Here is a 15,012-nt window from a genome sequence, read left to right on the forward strand (position 1 = left end):
CCACGCCATAGTGGGGCAAGCGTGGTCCGCTCTCAACTGCCGTGTGCGTTGCGGTGTGCGGGATCAGCCGATCACGGCTCCGGCCAATGTACAGAGCAGGGTAACCGCGCCGGCGATGGCTGCGCCGTCGACATGATTTGGAAAGGCGCGCCAGAATTCATCCTTGGATATCGGCTCCGGTGCATCGAACTCGTCCATCGACAGGCCGGCAGCCATGCCGCCGCAGGTGCGCTCGGCGATCGCGCCGGACAGATGGGCCATTGCAACGGCCAGATAGCAGAAGGTCGCGAAGTCGAGCAGGAAGCCCAGCGTGCTGTTCGCCTCGCCCAGCGGGGTGGCGGTCATGCCGGTTGCGGCGACCGTGCTCGCCATGGCGATCGCCGCGGCCAGGGGGATCAGAGCGACCGACAGCAGCCGATGACCATCGATGCGGCGGGCGGTAGGCACGGGGAACAGTTTGGGCATGGACAGCGCTCCGGCGGCGGAAGGCAAATGAGGGTGTCGGTGATGCTTGGTCGGCGAGGCTTGGGTTCCTTCTGCCCTGTCGGTGTTAACGGAGGGTTGACACCATCCATTGGTCACACGGCTTCCCCCTTTGCGCAGGTCGAGTTATCCTTTCGCGTAAGATGCAGTCCGGGCCGGAGGCCAAATCATTCCCGTGTCGAAAGCTGAATTGCCCAAACACGAAGCCGCGACCGATCCGCCGCCAGCCGGACTGGACCGCATAGCGTTGCTTCGACCGCTGACACCCGAACAGCGGGCCGCGGTGGCGCGTCAGTGTCGGTGGCGTCGCTTCAGCGCCGATGAACAGTTGATCGACCATTGGGGCGATACCCGCGATGTCGCCTTCGTGGTGGAAGGGCGGGTCAGGGTACTGAGCCATTCTGCCGGCGGGCGCGAGATCAGCTTCAGCGACATCGATGCGGGTGAGCCGGTGGGGGAGATGTCGGCGTTGGATGGGCGGCCACGCTCCGCGTCCGTCGTGGCGCTGGCGGATGGGGCACTGGTCGCCTTCCTGCCGGCGCGTCCATTCCAGGAACTTGTAACCGGACATCCGGAACTGGCGCAGGCCATGTTGCTGCGGCTGTGCGATAAATTGCGCGGTGCGACCGACCGCATCATGGAGTTGTCGACGCTGGGCGCCAACAACAGGGTTCATGCGGAGCTGCTGCGCCTTGCAAAGCGCGGCAAGCGACAGGGTGTCGTCGCGCTGATCGCGCCGATTCCCGTCCATTCCGACATCGCTGCCCGCGTCAGCACCACGCGTGAGACCGTTGCCCGCGTTCTGAGCGACCTGACCCGCGATGGTATGCTGGAACGCCGTCCGGACGCGCTGGTGGTCCGCGACCTTCCAAGATTGGAGATGTTGGTGGAGGATGTGCGCGGTGCCGTGTGACGCGCCGAAGGATCGATCTGAAAAGAAAAGGCCGCGGCGGTCCGAATGAACGGGCCATGCCGCGGGCGCCTTTTTTCTTGCCATTTCCTCACAGTAAACTCCGCCCAAGCCCTTGTCCGGCTGAATGACGACGGTTTGCGGGCTAGCGGTGCAGTGCGTGGAACAGAATGGCTGCCGGGGTGGCTTTCGCCCAATCCGTCAGAAGGGCACCGACCGGATGGAGCAGGATCGCCGCCGGGGTGGCTTCGAGCCAATCGGCGATGAAGTCGCGGACCGGATGCAAGGACGGAGTGTCGCCGTGGAGGCTGTGGCCGTCGCGGTGAAGGCTGAGCGTGCTCATGGTTGTGCCCCCGTTGGCAAAAGTGAAGCGGTGAAAGGCGTGTTGATGTCAGCGCTTCAGCATGCCCAGGACCATGCCGGCGGGAGTCGCTGCGGCCCATTCGCGCAGGAAAGCGGTTGCCGGACGCAGTATCAGATAGGCTGGGGTCGCTTTAAACCAGACGACCGGAAACTCGGCGACGACATGCAGGGCATCAGTCGATGCGTGGTTGGCGGTGCCGAGCTGGAAAGTGGTGGTGGACATGATCAGTCTCCATCAAGCTGTTGAGAAGACTATATACTGGTATACCCAATGCCAAATACGCTTCTTCTGCATTGCTGGATGCTGCAAAAATTACAGCTTCCTCAAGATTTTCTCCGGCTGAACATATTTGTAGCGGATGGTCGGTTTTGCTGATGATGCGCTTGCCTTCCTTCATCGTAACGATGCTGAAGATGTCCGGATGAATGAGTGGAAAGCTGGTTGATCCAACCAATATATTGACAGCGATCATCGAAAAGACGACTTCAGGTCCATGGTTCAGTACATCGGCCCCGATCCCCTCCGCAGCTTGTATGAAGCCGTACAGATCCTGCGGCGTGAGCCTGCTGCTGCACCCGAAGCCTCCCGCACGGCAAGGCTGCTGGCTCAGGGGCGTGTCCGCATGGCCCGGAAGGTCGGCGAGGAGGCGATCGAAGTTGCGATCGAAGCCATGCGGGGCGACCGCGACGCGCTGGTAATGGAGGCGGCAGACCTTCTCTACAATCTGGTTGTATTGCTTGCCGACCTTGACATCGCCCCGGATGAAATTTTGGCGGAACTGCGTCGGCGCGAAATGGTGTTTGGGATTGCCGAAAAGCTGCCAAAGCCCGACGAAAATAATAACAATGTTACCGCCAGTCCAGTAAAGCGAGGCAAGCGATGAGCCACTCTACAGCTTCGTACGTTTATTATGAAACGTACGAAGCTGTCGACATTTGTTCGGCGGTTGGATTAAAAATCCAAATCGATTCCGATTTTACGCGATCCGATTTGACTTATTCTTCTTAGATTTTCTCGGCATCCCGTGGAAAAACGAGTTCGAAGAGCGTGCCGCCACGCTGGGTGAAACGGTATTCACCCTGGATTTGCTTGGTGAAGGCTCTAATCAGCTCCATGCCCATCGATCGCCGACCGGTTCCTGGTGGTGCCACCCCCTGTTCGGCACAACCGGTGCCGTTATCCTCGACCGTGAGCGTAAGAAAATTGTCCTCCGCCTTGACGGTGATCGTGATGATGCCGCTATGGCGTTCGGCGAAGGCATGCTTGAAGGCGTTCGACACCACTTCGTTCAGGATGAGCGCAAAGGGAACCACCCGGTTAAGGTCGATACTGAGCGGTTCCACCTTGTGGCGAATTACGATCTCGCGCCCTGGTCGGCGGTGGAAATTGCAAAGATGGTCGGCCAGCGCCTCAATGAAATTGTCGAGCCGGACGGACGACACGCCTGTGGACCGGTAGATCTGCTCATGGATCAGTCCCATTGTGTTGATACGGCTCAGTGCTTCGCTGAACGGTCCTTCCAGTTCAGGCGTACGCTGGGCTTGCAATTCCAATAGGCTCAGGATGACCTGGAGGTTGTTCTTCACCCGGTGGTGAACATCTCGCAGCAGCACTTCCTTTTCAGCCAGCGTCTGGTCCAGATGGCGGGTGCGTTCGGCGATGCGACTTTCCAGCGCTTCGTTGACGCATCGCAACGCCTCCTGTGCGTCTGCGGCCTGACGCGACCGGCGCAACGCGATGCCGCCCAGCAGGAACAGCAGGCCTAATGAGGGTATGGCGAACAATGCATAGGGCTTCACCCTGTCACGCCATGCCGTCTCGACGGAGGTGATGTCTGTTCCGTATACCACGTAGATGGGCAGGTTCGGGACCTTGCGGCGAGCCAGAATCCGTTGTGCACCGTCGAAGGAGGTCACGATGCGGACGACTCCATTCTCTTCCGTGCCTTTGATCAACTCCGGGTATCGGCCGATGTTGACGCTGTCCGGGGCGGCGCTCGACGGCTCGCGCACCAGCACTTCCCCATCCTCCCGCAGCAGCAGGACGACGTCTTGAGGATCGTGCAGGACCGACCGGTAGAAATCGGTGAAATAGCTCGGCTCCAGAGAGATCTGCACCACCCCGTGGAACCTGTGGTCGGCGGATTCCATCCGACGGCTGAGGGTGAAGATGACCTTGGACATGAGCTTGCCGCTCAGACGCGGGCCGAAATAAACCTGATCGTTGCTCGCCTGATGTGCCTGGAAATACGCGCGGTCCGCTACGTTCAGCGGGCGCATCGGCCATTCGAAGCTGCTGGCGCGCATCCGCCCGGTTTCGTCTGCGATCCAATAGGACTGTACCTCCGGTGCTTCGGCGGCCATGGCCTTCAACCGCTGGTGCAGCAGGGGGGAGGAATCGATGCGCTCCCAACCGAGATCGTCGATCATCCATTCGATATGGGACAATGTCGTTGCGTGGATGCCCAGCGTCTTGGCGGCATGCTCCTCCAGGACGCGGGTGATGGCGACACTGCGGTTCTCCGCCTCTTCGATCACCTGATGGCGGTATTGGTGGGCCGCGATGGACAGAAGGGCCGCCGTCAGAGTGACTGCGACAGCCAGCAAGGCCAGAACGGCGGGCGACGCCGCCTGTCGCCGCTCTCGGGCAGTGCCACGCGCATTTTGCGGCATTCGACCATTGCTTTGACGGCCATTGGTCCGGTTCCCATCGGCTTGCCGGCCATCCGCTCGGCCAAGGCTGTTGTCCGTGGCATCGGGTTCGTTGCTTGTTCCGGCGATTGCCTTAGATTCCTGCGCGGACCGGTTCGGGGGCGGAATGTTCTGCATGCCGGTCCGACCCTCTGCGGCGCGCGCGTGCTGATCGAAGCCGGGAGAGGTCATCGGAGCGAGGCAATTCGGTTATGGTGAACGATTGGTTATGCTCAAGCATAGCGTAACTGCAGCTTGCCGTCATCCAACAATCAAAGCGATATTATACCCATGTATTAGGCCGTAGTAATTGCATATGATTCTCGGATTGGATGCCTGGAAACCAGACGGTGCCGGGACCGCCTTCATGACTCTGCTCATCAAGCGAAGCGGTTCACCGCCTCTCCGAAAAAACGGGTGGTTGCAATTGGCCAGATTTCTGTCGAAGCATAATGTTTAACATCTCAGTTTAGGCAGAAACCCTGCCGTGAGCCAAAGCGCAAGAACATGGAAAGTGTAGGGAGAGGCAGAACCATCCCGCTCTTTCACATGGGGAACATTCTCCTACTGCAGGTATTTCCGCATTTCCAAAGAGCGTCGTCTTGGATAGGATCGGTTACAGCCGGAAACAAACTTCCATGATATGCGACAAATTGAAACGAATGCTACCTAATCGGTGAGATCGGCCTTGGAAGTACCGGCTTCCGGTGGTTCCATCGCAGGCGGGACAAAGGCTGATACGGCCGGTCGTGGTGGAGGCGGTTCATGGCCGGGATGATGAATGGGGGAACGGACGACGAACTGCTGTTTGGGCCGGAGGACGGCACGGTTTCGGCGGTGCGCGCCCAGCGGCCGAGCGGTCCCCCCTGGCCCATCCTGGTGGTGGATGACGACCCGCAGGTCCATGCCATGACCGCAGTCCTTTTGCGCGACTTCGATTTCGACGGTCGTCCGTTCGAAGTGGTGAGTGCGATGTCGGCGGAGGAGGCCAAGGCGATTCTGGTGGAAAGACCGGATCTGCCCGTGGCTCTGCTGGACGTGGTGATGGAGACGGAGGATGCCGGCCTCAAGCTGGTTCGGCACATCCGCGACGATCTGGGCAACCGGCGCATGCGCATCGTTCTGCGAACAGGCCAGCCGGGGCAGGCACCCGAACGTGACGTCATCGTCGGTTACGACATCAATGACTACAAGGCGAAGAGCGAATTGACCGCCCAACGCCTGTTCACCACCCTGGTCAGCGCGCTCCGGGCTTGGCGCGACATCGTAACGATCGAACGCAACCGCCAGGGGCTGGAGCGCGTTCTCAGCGCCGCCGCCATGCTGTTCGAGACGCGGTCGATGCGCAGCTTCGTCGAACGACTGGTGGAGCAGGTCGCCCTTGTTGTCGATCCCGGGATCGCGCCTGCCGTGCTGGCTTGCCGGCCGATTGAGCGCGGCGACGGCACCCGCCCGGTCTCGGTGGTTGCCGCCCTAGGTGGATTTGCCCGGACCGTCGGGCTGCCGGTGGCCGACATCCTGCCCGCCGACGCCGTGACGGAAATCGAGGAAGCGTTGAGCGGCCACTGCAACCTGTATGGCGAAGACAGGTGCGTTCTGATCTTCCGTACGCGCGAGCATGGCGTCACCGCTTTCCGGCTGGAGCGGGCGGAACGCTACACCGCGGACGAGCATCGGCTGCTGGAACTGTTCTGCAACCGTGTCGCCATCGGCTTCGACAATGTCTGCCTTTATGAGGAACTGGTGGCCCTGAACCGCTCGCTGGAACAGCGGGTGGCGGATCGGACGAATGAACTTGCCGCCAACCAGAAGGCGCTGATTCTGGCAAAGGAGAGAGTCGAGCGCGCCCTGGAGTGCGAATTGCTGGCCCGTGACCGCCAACGGCAGTTCCTGGGTATGGTCAGCCATGAATTCCGCACACCGCTCGCCATCATAGACAGTGCGGCGCAATTGCTGGCAATTCGGGCCGAGCAGGTGGAGCCCGACATGCTGGAACGTCTGGCGGTGATCCGTGGCAGCGTCCAACGCCTGACCGGCCTGATCGATGTCCATCTGACCGACGAAAAGCTGCAGGGCAACGCACTGGTGGTGGAGCGTTGCGAGGTCGATCTGCCCGATCTGATCCACAATGTGGTTCAACCTTTCCGCATCGCCTATCCGGATCGCAAATTCCGGATGGAGTTGGAAGAATTGCCGCGCAAGATGGAGATTGACGCCCATCTGATCGGGCTGGTGTTGACCAATCTGATCAACAATGCAGTCAAATACGCTGCGCCTCCCAGCCCGATCCTGCTGCGCGGCCACACGGATGGTGTCATGGCGGTGATCGAGGTGGCCGACCACGGCCGTGGCATCCCTCAGCCGGAGATCCCGCGTCTGTTCGACCGCTTCTTCCGCGGATCCGGTGCATCGGGCGTTCCCGGCACCGGCATCGGGCTGCATACTGTGCAGCAGATCGTGCTGCTGCATGGCGGCGCGGTCGCGGTCGACAGCGAATTGGGCAAGGGCTCCACCTTCCGGGTCGTGCTTCCCGCGCCACATGCCTGAAGTGGATCGATAGCGGTGGTGCCGGTCTGGGATCCGGGCGATCGCCGACACATGCGGCCGACCCGACCTGGCAGGCCCCCGAACTAGGCTTGCGGCGTACCCACCACACGGATCGGGGCGGAGAAGACGTAGCCGACGCCATGCACCGATTTCAGCGGGGCAGGACCGCCGATGGCGCCTTCCACCTTGTGACGCAGGCGGCCGACGACAGTGTCGATCGAGCGGTCTTCCGGGTTCCAGCGGCGATTGTACAGTGCCTGGGAGATCTGATCGCGCGTCGCCGGCTTGCGCGCCAGGGCGGCCAGCAGGCTGGTCAGTTTCATTTCCATGCTGGTCAGGCTGATGCGGACCCCGGCCGGGTTGGTCAGGCTCCATTCCGTAGGGTCGAGGGACCAGCGCGCCTCGTCGCCGTCAGCAAGAGCGTCGGCCCCAGGAGCGGCACCATTGACCGGCGGGGCGGCCGATTCGGCAGCCCGCTCGTTCAAGCGGCGCAGCAGCGACTTGACCTGCGCTTCCAGTTCGCGCAGTTCGACCGGCTTCACCAGATAAGCGTCGGCGCCGATTTCCAGTCCGACCACGCGGTCGACGGTGGAGCCGCGCGCAGTCACCATGATGATGCCGGCATCATGGCCGTCGCGCAGCCGTGCCGCGATCTTGAACCCGTCCTCGTCCGGCAGGTTCACGTCCAGGATCACGATGGCGGCGTTGTGCATCTCCAGCATCCGGTCCAGTTCGGCACCGTCGCGGGCTCCGATCGCTTCGAAGCCGCAGCCGGACAGATACTCGACCATATCGGTCCGCAGGGAATTCTCATCTTCGACCACGACGATCGTCGGACCGGCCATCCCGCGCTCTCCCTATCACCACTTCAACGGGTGAAACATACCCCAGAATGCGTAAATTTTAAAACAAAGTAGATGCAATTCAAATCCTACCGAACGCGTCGCGTTACAAACTGTCACATTAAGTGACATCTCTGTAACAGATTTGGTGAATCGGTCCAGGTCTTTTACGCCGCAAGCTGTCTGGATCCGTTGCTTGCGTCGGCGGGCAGCATGCCCATCGACCGCGGGGTAACGGACCGGATTGGCTGCGCATATTCGGACATCGGCAAAGTGGCCGTCCTGATGGCCGCTTTGGTGGGTAGGACAACGCCCGCCATAGGAGTCAGCAGGGAACCGTGGCGTTTCACGTCAAGATCCCGCTGCGCCGCCATAGAGAGTCCAACTGGCCGTCTGCTGTGAGACGGTCGAGCAATGAAGTGAGCCACGCTGCGGCAACCGGACCACCGCGTCGCGTCAGGATGGTATGCTCGTAGACCTGATCCGTTCGCTCCGAGATCAGCAGCTGGCCCGCCAGCCCGGGTTCGCGTTGCAGGAAGCGGGTCAGGAAAGAGCGGGTGACGATGGCAAGGTCGGCGCGTCCGGCGGCGACGCTGCGCACATTGCCTTCGTGCGTCACTGTGACGCGGGTGCGGTAGCGCTGTTCCAGAACCTTCGGGTCTGCATCGAATCCGGCGAAGGCATAATGATAGCCGAGCCGACCAAGGATCGTCTTGCCGGACAGGTCGTCGAAGTAGCGCTGGTCGATCCCGGGCGCTGCTCTGGCCACGAACACTTCCGCGTCGTGCAGGAAGGGACGGGTAACGTCGACCGCACGGTCCTGCCAGCCCCAAGCCCGGCTTTCGAACGCGATCATATCGAACCGTCCCTGTTCCAGATCCTCGTAACGCCTCTGCGGTGCCGTCCGGACCAGTTGGAAGCGGCGTTCGTTCTGGGCGGCGTTGAACAGGTTCAACAGATCCTCTGTGATGCCGCCGCCCGAATCATCGACATAGGGAGGAAATTCATAGGCGCCGACCTTGACGGTCACCGGCGCCCCCTGTGCCCAAACCTTTCGGCCGGAGAGAAAAGGCAAGGCTGAAAGAAGAGGCAACGCAGTCTTCAGCGCCGTGCGGCGGGATACCGGCCCCGTCATTTTGCCCCTCTCCTTTTGCCCTGTTTCCGTGGGGTTACTCTACCCCCGTATGTATCCATGCTGCAATGCGTGACGTTTCCTGTCCGTCCTTCGAAGGAGGGCAATGACAGGCGGTGAGCTGTCACGCTGCCTCGGTGGCCAACTCTTCCAGTTGGTCGGCCAACCGGGTGATCTCGTCGCCACTCAGGGTTTCGCGTTCCAGCAGGGCCTGGGCGATGTCGTCCAGCGCGGCGCGGTCGGTGCGCAGCAGGCGGCGGGCATGGTCCATCCCCTCGTCGGTGATGCGTCGGACCTCTTCATCGATGCGCCAGGCGGTGCGTTCGGAGCGTGCGCCCGACTCGCCGCCGCCATAGGCGGCATGGGCGACGAAGCCGATTTCCTCGCTCATACCCCAGGCGGTGACCATCCGGCGGGCGAGGTCGGTGGCGGCACGAAAATCGGCTTCCGCTCCGGTAGTGACCTGGTCGGGACCGAAGACGATCTCCTCGGCGGCGCGGCCGGCCATGGCGACGGCGATATCGGCCAGCAGCTTGGCGCGAGAGACCGATACGCGGTCGCCCTCCGGCAGCCGCACCACCATGCCCAGCGCGCCGCCACGCGGGATGATGGTGGCCTTGTGGATCGGATCGGCCTGCGGACAGCGCAGGGAAACCAGCGCGTGGCCGGCCTCGTGGACGGCGATCAGCCGCCGCTCGTGCGCCGACAGGGCAAGGCTGCGGCGTTCGGTGCCCATCAGCACCCGGTCCTTGGCCGCTTCGAAATCGGCCATGGTGACGATGACGCGCCCCTGGCGCGCGGCGGACAGCGCCGCTTCGTTGGTCAGGTTGGCGAGTTCGGCGCCGGAGAATCCGGGGGTGCCGCGCGCCACCGTGCGGGGGCAGACGTCGGGCGCCAGCGTCAGCCGGCTGGCATGAACACCCAGAATCGCCTCGCGCCCGGTCACGTCGGGCAGGCTGACATGGATATGACGGTCGAACCGGCCGGGGCGGAGCACCGCTGGGTCAAGCATTTCCGAGCGGTTGGTGGCGGCGATCACCACCACGTCGCCGCCGTCGACGATGCCGTCCATCTCGACCAGCAACTGGTTCAGCGTCTGATCGCGCTCGGAATGACTGTTCGATTCGCCGCGCTTGCCGGCCAACGCGTCGATCTCGTCGATGAACAGGATGCAGGGCGCGGCGGCGCGGGCGGTCTTGAACAGGCTGCGGACGCGCGCTGCTCCCAATCCGACGAACATTTCCACGAAGTCGGACCCCGACGCGGCGAAGAAGGGCACGCCGGCCTCGCCGGCCGCCGCCTTGGCCAGCATGGTCTTGCCGGTGCCGGGCGGGCCGACCAGCAGGATGCCCTTCGGCACGCGGGCGCCGGCCATGGCGAAGCGGCGCGGATCCTTCAGGAACTGGACGGTCTCCCGCAGTTCCTCCTTGGCCTCGTCCACGCCGGCGACATCGGCGAAGACGGTGCCGGTGTCCTCCGGCCGCACGCGGGTGGCGCGCCCCATCCCGAAGAACTGCCCGCCGCCGAGCAGAAGGCCGCCGATCAGCAATGCCATCACCAGGAAGGGAGCGGCGCGGTCGAGCACGCCCACCGTCCGGGCCATCAAGCCGTCGGGCCCCTCGTCGAAGGCGATGGCGACCTTGTGGGCGCGCAGTTCCTTCAGCAGGTCGTCGGTCACCGGCAAGACGACGCGGTAGCGGGTGCCGTTACCGGCGACCGCATGGCCGGCGCCCCCGGCGAAGGTGATGGAGTCGATCTCGCCCCGGCTTGCCCGTTCGATCAGCGTGCTGTAGGTCGCCGCCTCTTCGTCCGCCCGCTGGCTGTGATCGTACCAGGCGGCGAAGCCGAGCCATGCGGCGAGCAGGGCGGCCAGGACGGCGAGCGCGATCAACGGGCGTTTCGGCAACGTGGGCATGACGGCTCCGTGACGAGGGCAGAGGATAGGGCAGGGGGATGGGGGCAGGATGGGAAAAGGGCTGGCTTTCGATCTATGCCATAGATGCGTGACTGCGCGCCGCCGCGGCAACCGATAACGGCCTTCGTCCCTTCTTTGACACCGTAAGCGGGGCATTCCCGAAATGGGCGGCTTCGGATTGTGCGGCCTTCTCAAGCGGTTGCCCATACGCCTCAGTTCGGACAGTATGTCCATCAAACCAAATGAGCCTGCCCAAACGATCCAGCCCAAACGATAAGGACCACACCGACATGGCCGAGGCCGCCGCGGCGCCCGCCCTCCGACTGGAAGGCGTGACCTGCACATTTCCTTCACCCGACGGCCGGGGACGTTCCTACACCGCCGTACAGGGCGCCAGTTTCACCGTCGCCGATGGGGAGTTCGTATCGATCGTCGGCCCGACCGGCAGCGGCAAATCGACGATGCTGAACGTTGCCGCCGGCCTGTTGAAGCCCAGCGAGGGGCGCGCACTGTCCTTCGGGCAGCCGGTGACCGGCATCAATCCCAAGGCCGGATACATGTTCCAATCCGAGGCGTTGATGCCCTGGAAATCGGCCCTGGACAATGTTGCGGCCGGGCTGGAATTCCGCGGAGTCGCGAAATCGGACGCGCGGGAGCGCGCGCAGCCCTGGCTGGCCCGCGTCGGCCTGGACGGGTTCGGCGACCGTTTCCCGCACCAGCTTTCCGGCGGCATGCGCAAGCGCGTGGCGCTGGCCCAGACGCTGATCGTCGACCCGAAGATCATCCTGATGGACGAGCCCTTCTCGGCGCTCGACATCCAGACCCGCCAGATGATGGAGAACGAGCTGCTCGATTTGTGGGCGGCCGACCGCAAGTCGGTGGTCTTCATCACCCACGACCTGGAGGAGGCGATCGCCATGTCCGACCGGGTTCTGGTGTTGTCCGCCGGACCGGGCGCGCGGCTGATCGGCGAGTACCGCATCGACCTCGACCGTCCGCGCGACGTGGCTGAAATCCGCATGACCCCGCGCTTCCTAGCATTGCACCGGGAGATCTGGGGCCAGCTGCGCGACGAAGTGCTGAAGGGCTACGCCCAGACCAAGCTGCGGTGACGAGATCATGAAATCCCATGCCAAGCGCCTGCCGGGCCGCCCGGTCATCCTGCTGCTGCAACTCGCCGTCCTGATCGCCTTCCTCCTGGTCTGGCACATCCTGACCGACACCAAGATTCTCAGCCCCTTCTTCTTCGGCACGCCGGGGGCGGTGCTGGCCCGCACCTGGGCCGACTTCGCTTCGGGCGTCATCTGGTATCATCTGGGCATCACCCTGCTGGAGACGGCGCTGGCCTTCGTCATCGGTACGGTGGCCGGCATCGCCTTCGGCTTCTGGTTTGCCCGCGCGCCGCTCGTCTCCCTGGTGTTCGACCCGTACATCAAGGCGATCAACGCGCTGCCGCGTGTCGTGCTGGCGCCGATCTTCGCGCTGTGGCTGGGGCTGGGCATCTGGTCCAAGGTGGCGCTGGGGGTGACGCTGGTCTTCTTCATCGTCTTCTTCAACGTCTATCAGGGCGTGAAGGAGGTCAGCCCGGTGGTCCTGGCCAATGCCCGCATGCTGGGCGCCAGTTCCCGCGACCTGTTCCGGCATGTCTATCTGCCGTCCGCCCTGTCCTGGGTCTTCTCGTCCCTGCACACCGCCGTCGGCTTCGCCATGGTCGGTGCGGTTGTCGGCGAATATCTGGGTTCCGCCGCCGGGCTGGGCTACCGCATCCATCAGGCCGAAGGTGTCTTCGACACGGTCGGTGTCTTCTCCGGCATGCTGGTGCTGACGATCTTCGTCGTCCTGATCGACGCCGCCGTCACCATGATCGAGAAACGGCTGCTGCACTGGCGCCCGCAGGACAATCATGGCGGGCAGCACTGAAATTCAATTGGGGAGGGAAAAGATGAAACTGAAATCACTGATCACGGCCGCCGCGGTCATTCTGACGTTGGGAAGTGCCGGCATGTCAGCAGCCCAGCAGAAGCTTGAGAAGACCGATATCAAGATCGCGGTCGGCGGCAAGCCGCTTCTCTATTACCTCCCGCTGACGCTGGCCGAACGGCTGGGTTATTTCAAGGATGCCGGGCTAACTGTCGAAATCAGCGATTTCGGCGGCGGTGCCAAGAGCCTGCAAGCCTTGATCGGCGGGTCGGCCGATGTCGTCACCGGTGCCTACGACCACACCATCCAGATGCAGGCCAAGGGCCAGCCCATCGTCGCGGTGGCCCAGCTCGGCCGTTATCCCGGCATCGTGCTGGCCGCCGTCAACAAGGCCGGCACCGTCAAGTCGCTCAAGGATCTGAAGGGCAAGAAAGTCGGCGTGACCGCTCCCGGCTCCTCCACCAACTTCATGCTGAACCATGTGCTGACCTCCATGGGCATGAAACCGGAGGACGCGTCGGTCATCGGTGTCGGCGGCGGACCCAGCGCCATCGCGGCGATCAAGCGGGGCGAGATCGATGCCATCGTCAATCTGGATCCAGTGATCAGCCAGGCCCAGGCCGACGGTGACATCACCGTCCTCGCCGACACCCGGACCGAGAAGGGAACGCTCGACGTCTATGGCGGGCCATATCCCGCGGCAGTGCTCTACGCCAAGCCGGACTTCATCAAGGAGAATCCGAAGACCACCCAGGCGCTGGCCGACGTCTTCGTCCGCACCATGCTGTGGCTGAACAAGGCGAGCACCGACGACGTGCTGAAGGTGCTGCCGGAAGAGTATTTCCTGGGCAACAAGACGCTCTATGCCGAGGCCTTCGCGCATTCCAAGCCGACCTATTCGCCGGACGGCCGCTTCACCCAGGAGGGCGCCGATGCGGCGTTGAAGGTGCTGAAGGCATTCGACCCGGCGGTGGCTTCCGCGAGCATCGACCTGTCCAGGACCTACACCAACCAGTATGTCGAGGATGCGTTGAAGCGCCTGCAGAAATGATCTGCCCGGCGCCCGTCGGCCGGGCGTCAAAAACCCACAAAAAAATTATGGGCGCGGCATTTTGTCGCGCCCTTTTTCATGCAGCGCTGCCGTTAGACTGGACGAAATCGGTCCTGATTGCCTGCGGTCAGGCCCCCCATCCGACAGCGGAGTGCCCCATGGCAGAGGTGATATTCTACGCAATGGCCGGTTGCCCGGCGAATGCCAAGCAGAAGCAGCAGCTGGTTGCCGCCGGCCATGCACTGGTCGAGCGCGATCTTGCCACTGCCGACCTGACGACCGACGGTCTGCGCGCTTTCTTCGGCGACAAGGAGGTCGGGGCCTGGTTCAACCGTCGAGCCGCCGCGGTGAAGAGCGGTTCGGTCAAGCCCGACGCCCTTGACGAGGCTGGTGCGCTCGCCGCCTTGCTGGCCGACCGTGACCTGATCCGTCGCCCGCTGATCCAGGTCGGCGACCGCCGCGAATCCGGCTTCGATCCCACCACGCTCCATGCCTGGATCGGCTTGACGTCCGGCGAAAGCTGCGACGACAAGCACGCCCGCGGCCAGTGCGACCACGGGCACCAGCATTTCGTGAAGGCTCCGGCGGCCTGACCGCACTGCCCCCGTCCCGGCGACCAGCCGGGACGGGGGCAGGAAAGGGACGCCGGCTCAGCGCATCATCACTCCGGCGGAACCTCGCGCGGCTTGCGGTCCTCGCCGATGGCGACATAGGTGAACACGCCCTCCGTCACCTTGATCGGGTCGGAGCCGGAACGTTCGCGGCGCACCCAGGTTTCGATCCGGACCCGAAGCGAGGTGCGTCCGACCTTCTCGATTCGGGCGAAGCAGCTGACCTCGTCGCCGACGAAGACCGGCTTGTGGAAGGTCATGGCCTCGATGCCGACGGTGGCGACGCGGCCATGGCTGCGCCGCACCGCGACCGTACCGCCGGCCAGATCCATCTGTGCCAGCAGCCAGCCGCCGAAGATGTCGCCATTCGGGTTGGTGTCCGCCGGCATGGCGATGGCCCGCAACGCCGGGCCGTTGTCGAAGTCGTAACCGTCCACCGCGCTCATGCTTCCTCCGGCATCACGAAAATTTCGCACACAAAAGCTTGTGGCAACGCACTATAAACGCCCCAGGATACGCTTGCGCACCCCTGACGAAATTCCTATCA

General features: G+C 63.2%; 15 protein-coding genes. 7 read left to right on the forward strand and 8 right to left on the reverse strand.

The features are described from left to right. Positions 1–63: 63 nt before the first annotated feature. Positions 64–465, reverse strand: a complete 402-nt coding sequence (locus tag ABMY26_RS20245) for a hypothetical protein (protein ID WP_372398962.1) — start codon at positions 463–465, stop codon at positions 64–66. 193 nt (positions 466–658) lie between these two features. Between ABMY26_RS20245 and ABMY26_RS20250 the strand changes: the two genes are divergently transcribed. Further along, positions 659–1,396 (forward strand): Crp/Fnr family transcriptional regulator, encoded by a 738-nt coding sequence (locus tag ABMY26_RS20250; protein ID WP_372398963.1) that lies wholly within the window; start codon positions 659–661, stop codon positions 1,394–1,396. 142 nt (positions 1,397–1,538) lie between these two features. Here ABMY26_RS20250 and ABMY26_RS20255 read toward each other — a convergent pair whose 3' ends face one another. Both ABMY26_RS20255 and ABMY26_RS20260 read right to left on the reverse strand, forming a co-directional pair. Continuing rightward, positions 1,539–1,736, reverse strand: coding sequence for a hypothetical protein (locus ABMY26_RS20255; RefSeq protein WP_372398964.1), 198 nt, complete (start codon positions 1,734–1,736; stop codon positions 1,539–1,541). Between the two features lie 48 nt (positions 1,737–1,784). Then, complete coding sequence (locus ABMY26_RS20260) at positions 1,785–1,979, reverse strand: hypothetical protein (protein ID WP_372398965.1); 195 nt, start codon at positions 1,977–1,979, stop codon at positions 1,785–1,787. A gap of 271 nt (positions 1,980–2,250) precedes the next feature. On the opposite strand from ABMY26_RS20260, the gene hisE reads away from it, so the two are divergent. Then, complete coding sequence (gene hisE / locus ABMY26_RS20265) at positions 2,251–2,640, forward strand: phosphoribosyl-ATP diphosphatase (protein WP_372398966.1); 390 nt, start codon at positions 2,251–2,253, stop codon at positions 2,638–2,640. A 121-nt stretch (positions 2,641–2,761) separates the two neighbouring features. Here the strand turns inward: hisE and ABMY26_RS20270 are convergent, their stop codons facing one another. Then, positions 2,762–4,639, reverse strand: coding sequence for a sensor histidine kinase (locus ABMY26_RS20270; RefSeq protein ID WP_372398967.1), 1,878 nt, complete (start codon positions 4,637–4,639; stop codon positions 2,762–2,764). 573 nt (positions 4,640–5,212) lie between these two features. Between ABMY26_RS20270 and ABMY26_RS20275 the strand changes: the two genes are divergently transcribed. Continuing rightward, positions 5,213–6,994 (forward strand): DUF3369 domain-containing protein, encoded by a 1,782-nt coding sequence (locus ABMY26_RS20275; protein ID WP_372398968.1) that lies wholly within the window; start codon positions 5,213–5,215, stop codon positions 6,992–6,994. A gap of 83 nt (positions 6,995–7,077) precedes the next feature. Here the strand turns inward: ABMY26_RS20275 and ABMY26_RS20280 are convergent, their stop codons facing one another. From ABMY26_RS20280 to ftsH, 3 genes are all read right to left on the reverse strand, one after another. Then, on the reverse strand, positions 7,078–7,839 hold the full coding sequence (locus ABMY26_RS20280) for a response regulator transcription factor (RefSeq protein ID WP_372398969.1): 762 nt from the start codon (positions 7,837–7,839) through the stop codon (positions 7,078–7,080). Between the two features lie 343 nt (positions 7,840–8,182). After that, a complete protein-coding gene (locus tag ABMY26_RS20285) occupies positions 8,183–8,971 on the reverse strand; it encodes a substrate-binding periplasmic protein (RefSeq protein ID WP_372398970.1) in 789 nt (262 codons plus the stop codon). A 121-nt stretch (positions 8,972–9,092) separates the two neighbouring features. Next, positions 9,093–10,883 carry an ATP-dependent zinc metalloprotease FtsH gene (gene ftsH / locus ABMY26_RS20290; protein ID WP_372398971.1) on the reverse strand — a complete coding sequence of 597 codons (1,791 nt, stop codon included), beginning with the start codon at positions 10,881–10,883 and terminating at the stop codon, positions 9,093–9,095. 290 nt (positions 10,884–11,173) lie between these two features. Here ftsH and ABMY26_RS20295 point away from each other — a divergent pair, with 290 nt between their 5' ends. The 4 genes from ABMY26_RS20295 to ABMY26_RS20310 all read left to right on the forward strand — a co-directional run bounded on the left by ABMY26_RS20295 (position 11,174) and on the right by ABMY26_RS20310 (position 14,447). After that, on the forward strand, positions 11,174–11,995 hold the full coding sequence (locus tag ABMY26_RS20295; protein WP_372398972.1) for an ABC transporter ATP-binding protein: 822 nt from the start codon (positions 11,174–11,176) through the stop codon (positions 11,993–11,995). Between the two features lie 7 nt (positions 11,996–12,002). Then, positions 12,003–12,803 carry an ABC transporter permease gene (locus ABMY26_RS20300; RefSeq protein ID WP_372398973.1) on the forward strand — a complete coding sequence of 267 codons (801 nt, stop codon included), beginning with the start codon at positions 12,003–12,005 and terminating at the stop codon, positions 12,801–12,803. Between the two features lie 22 nt (positions 12,804–12,825). After that, the gene (locus ABMY26_RS20305; protein WP_372398974.1) at positions 12,826–13,854 is read left to right on the forward strand and encodes an ABC transporter substrate-binding protein; all 1,029 of its coding nucleotides are present in this window, start codon (positions 12,826–12,828) and stop codon (positions 13,852–13,854) included. 158 nt (positions 13,855–14,012) lie between these two features. Then, a complete protein-coding gene (locus ABMY26_RS20310; RefSeq protein WP_372398975.1) occupies positions 14,013–14,447 on the forward strand; it encodes an ArsC/Spx/MgsR family protein in 435 nt (144 codons plus the stop codon). Positions 14,448–14,515: 68 nt separating this feature from the next. On the opposite strand, the gene ABMY26_RS20315 is transcribed toward ABMY26_RS20310, so the two are convergent. Beyond that, positions 14,516–14,911, reverse strand: coding sequence for an acyl-CoA thioesterase (locus ABMY26_RS20315; protein WP_042692918.1), 396 nt, complete (start codon positions 14,909–14,911; stop codon positions 14,516–14,518). Positions 14,912–15,012: the final 101 nt, after the last annotated feature.

The organism is Azospirillum sp. HJ39, assembly GCF_041507355.1.
In the GTDB taxonomy this organism is placed as follows: Bacteria; Pseudomonadota; Alphaproteobacteria; order Azospirillales; family Azospirillaceae; genus Azospirillum; species Azospirillum thiophilum.

What these genes read in the sequence shown, in the direction of transcription:
- ABMY26_RS20245 (WP_372398962.1), bottom strand. Translation starts at nt 465, where the DNA reads ATGCCCAAACTGTTCCCCGTGCCTACCGCCCGCCGCATCGATGGTCAT.
- ABMY26_RS20255 (WP_372398964.1), bottom strand. Translation starts at nt 1,736, where the DNA reads ATGAGCACGCTCAGCCTTCACCGCGACGGCCACAGCCTCCACGGCGAC.
- ABMY26_RS20260 (WP_372398965.1), bottom strand. Translation starts at nt 1,979, where the DNA reads ATGTCCACCACCACTTTCCAGCTCGGCACCGCCAACCACGCATCGACT.
- hisE (WP_372398966.1), top strand. Translation starts at nt 2,251, where the DNA reads ATGGTTCAGTACATCGGCCCCGATCCCCTCCGCAGCTTGTATGAAGCC.
- ABMY26_RS20270 (WP_372398967.1), bottom strand. Translation starts at nt 4,639, where the DNA reads ATGACCTCTCCCGGCTTCGATCAGCACGCGCGCGCCGCAGAGGGTCGG.
- ABMY26_RS20275 (WP_372398968.1), top strand. Translation starts at nt 5,213, where the DNA reads ATGGCCGGGATGATGAATGGGGGAACGGACGACGAACTGCTGTTTGGG.
- ABMY26_RS20280 (WP_372398969.1), bottom strand. Translation starts at nt 7,839, where the DNA reads ATGGCCGGTCCGACGATCGTCGTGGTCGAAGATGAGAATTCCCTGCGG.
- ABMY26_RS20285 (WP_372398970.1), bottom strand. Translation starts at nt 8,971, where the DNA reads ATGACGGGGCCGGTATCCCGCCGCACGGCGCTGAAGACTGCGTTGCCT.
- ftsH (WP_372398971.1), bottom strand. Translation starts at nt 10,883, where the DNA reads ATGCCCACGTTGCCGAAACGCCCGTTGATCGCGCTCGCCGTCCTGGCC.
- ABMY26_RS20295 (WP_372398972.1), top strand. Translation starts at nt 11,174, where the DNA reads ATGGCCGAGGCCGCCGCGGCGCCCGCCCTCCGACTGGAAGGCGTGACC.
- ABMY26_RS20300 (WP_372398973.1), top strand. Translation starts at nt 12,003, where the DNA reads ATGAAATCCCATGCCAAGCGCCTGCCGGGCCGCCCGGTCATCCTGCTG.
- ABMY26_RS20305 (WP_372398974.1), top strand. Translation starts at nt 12,826, where the DNA reads ATGAAACTGAAATCACTGATCACGGCCGCCGCGGTCATTCTGACGTTG.
- ABMY26_RS20310 (WP_372398975.1), top strand. Translation starts at nt 14,013, where the DNA reads ATGGCAGAGGTGATATTCTACGCAATGGCCGGTTGCCCGGCGAATGCC.
- ABMY26_RS20315 (WP_042692918.1), bottom strand. Translation starts at nt 14,911, where the DNA reads ATGAGCGCGGTGGACGGTTACGACTTCGACAACGGCCCGGCGTTGCGG.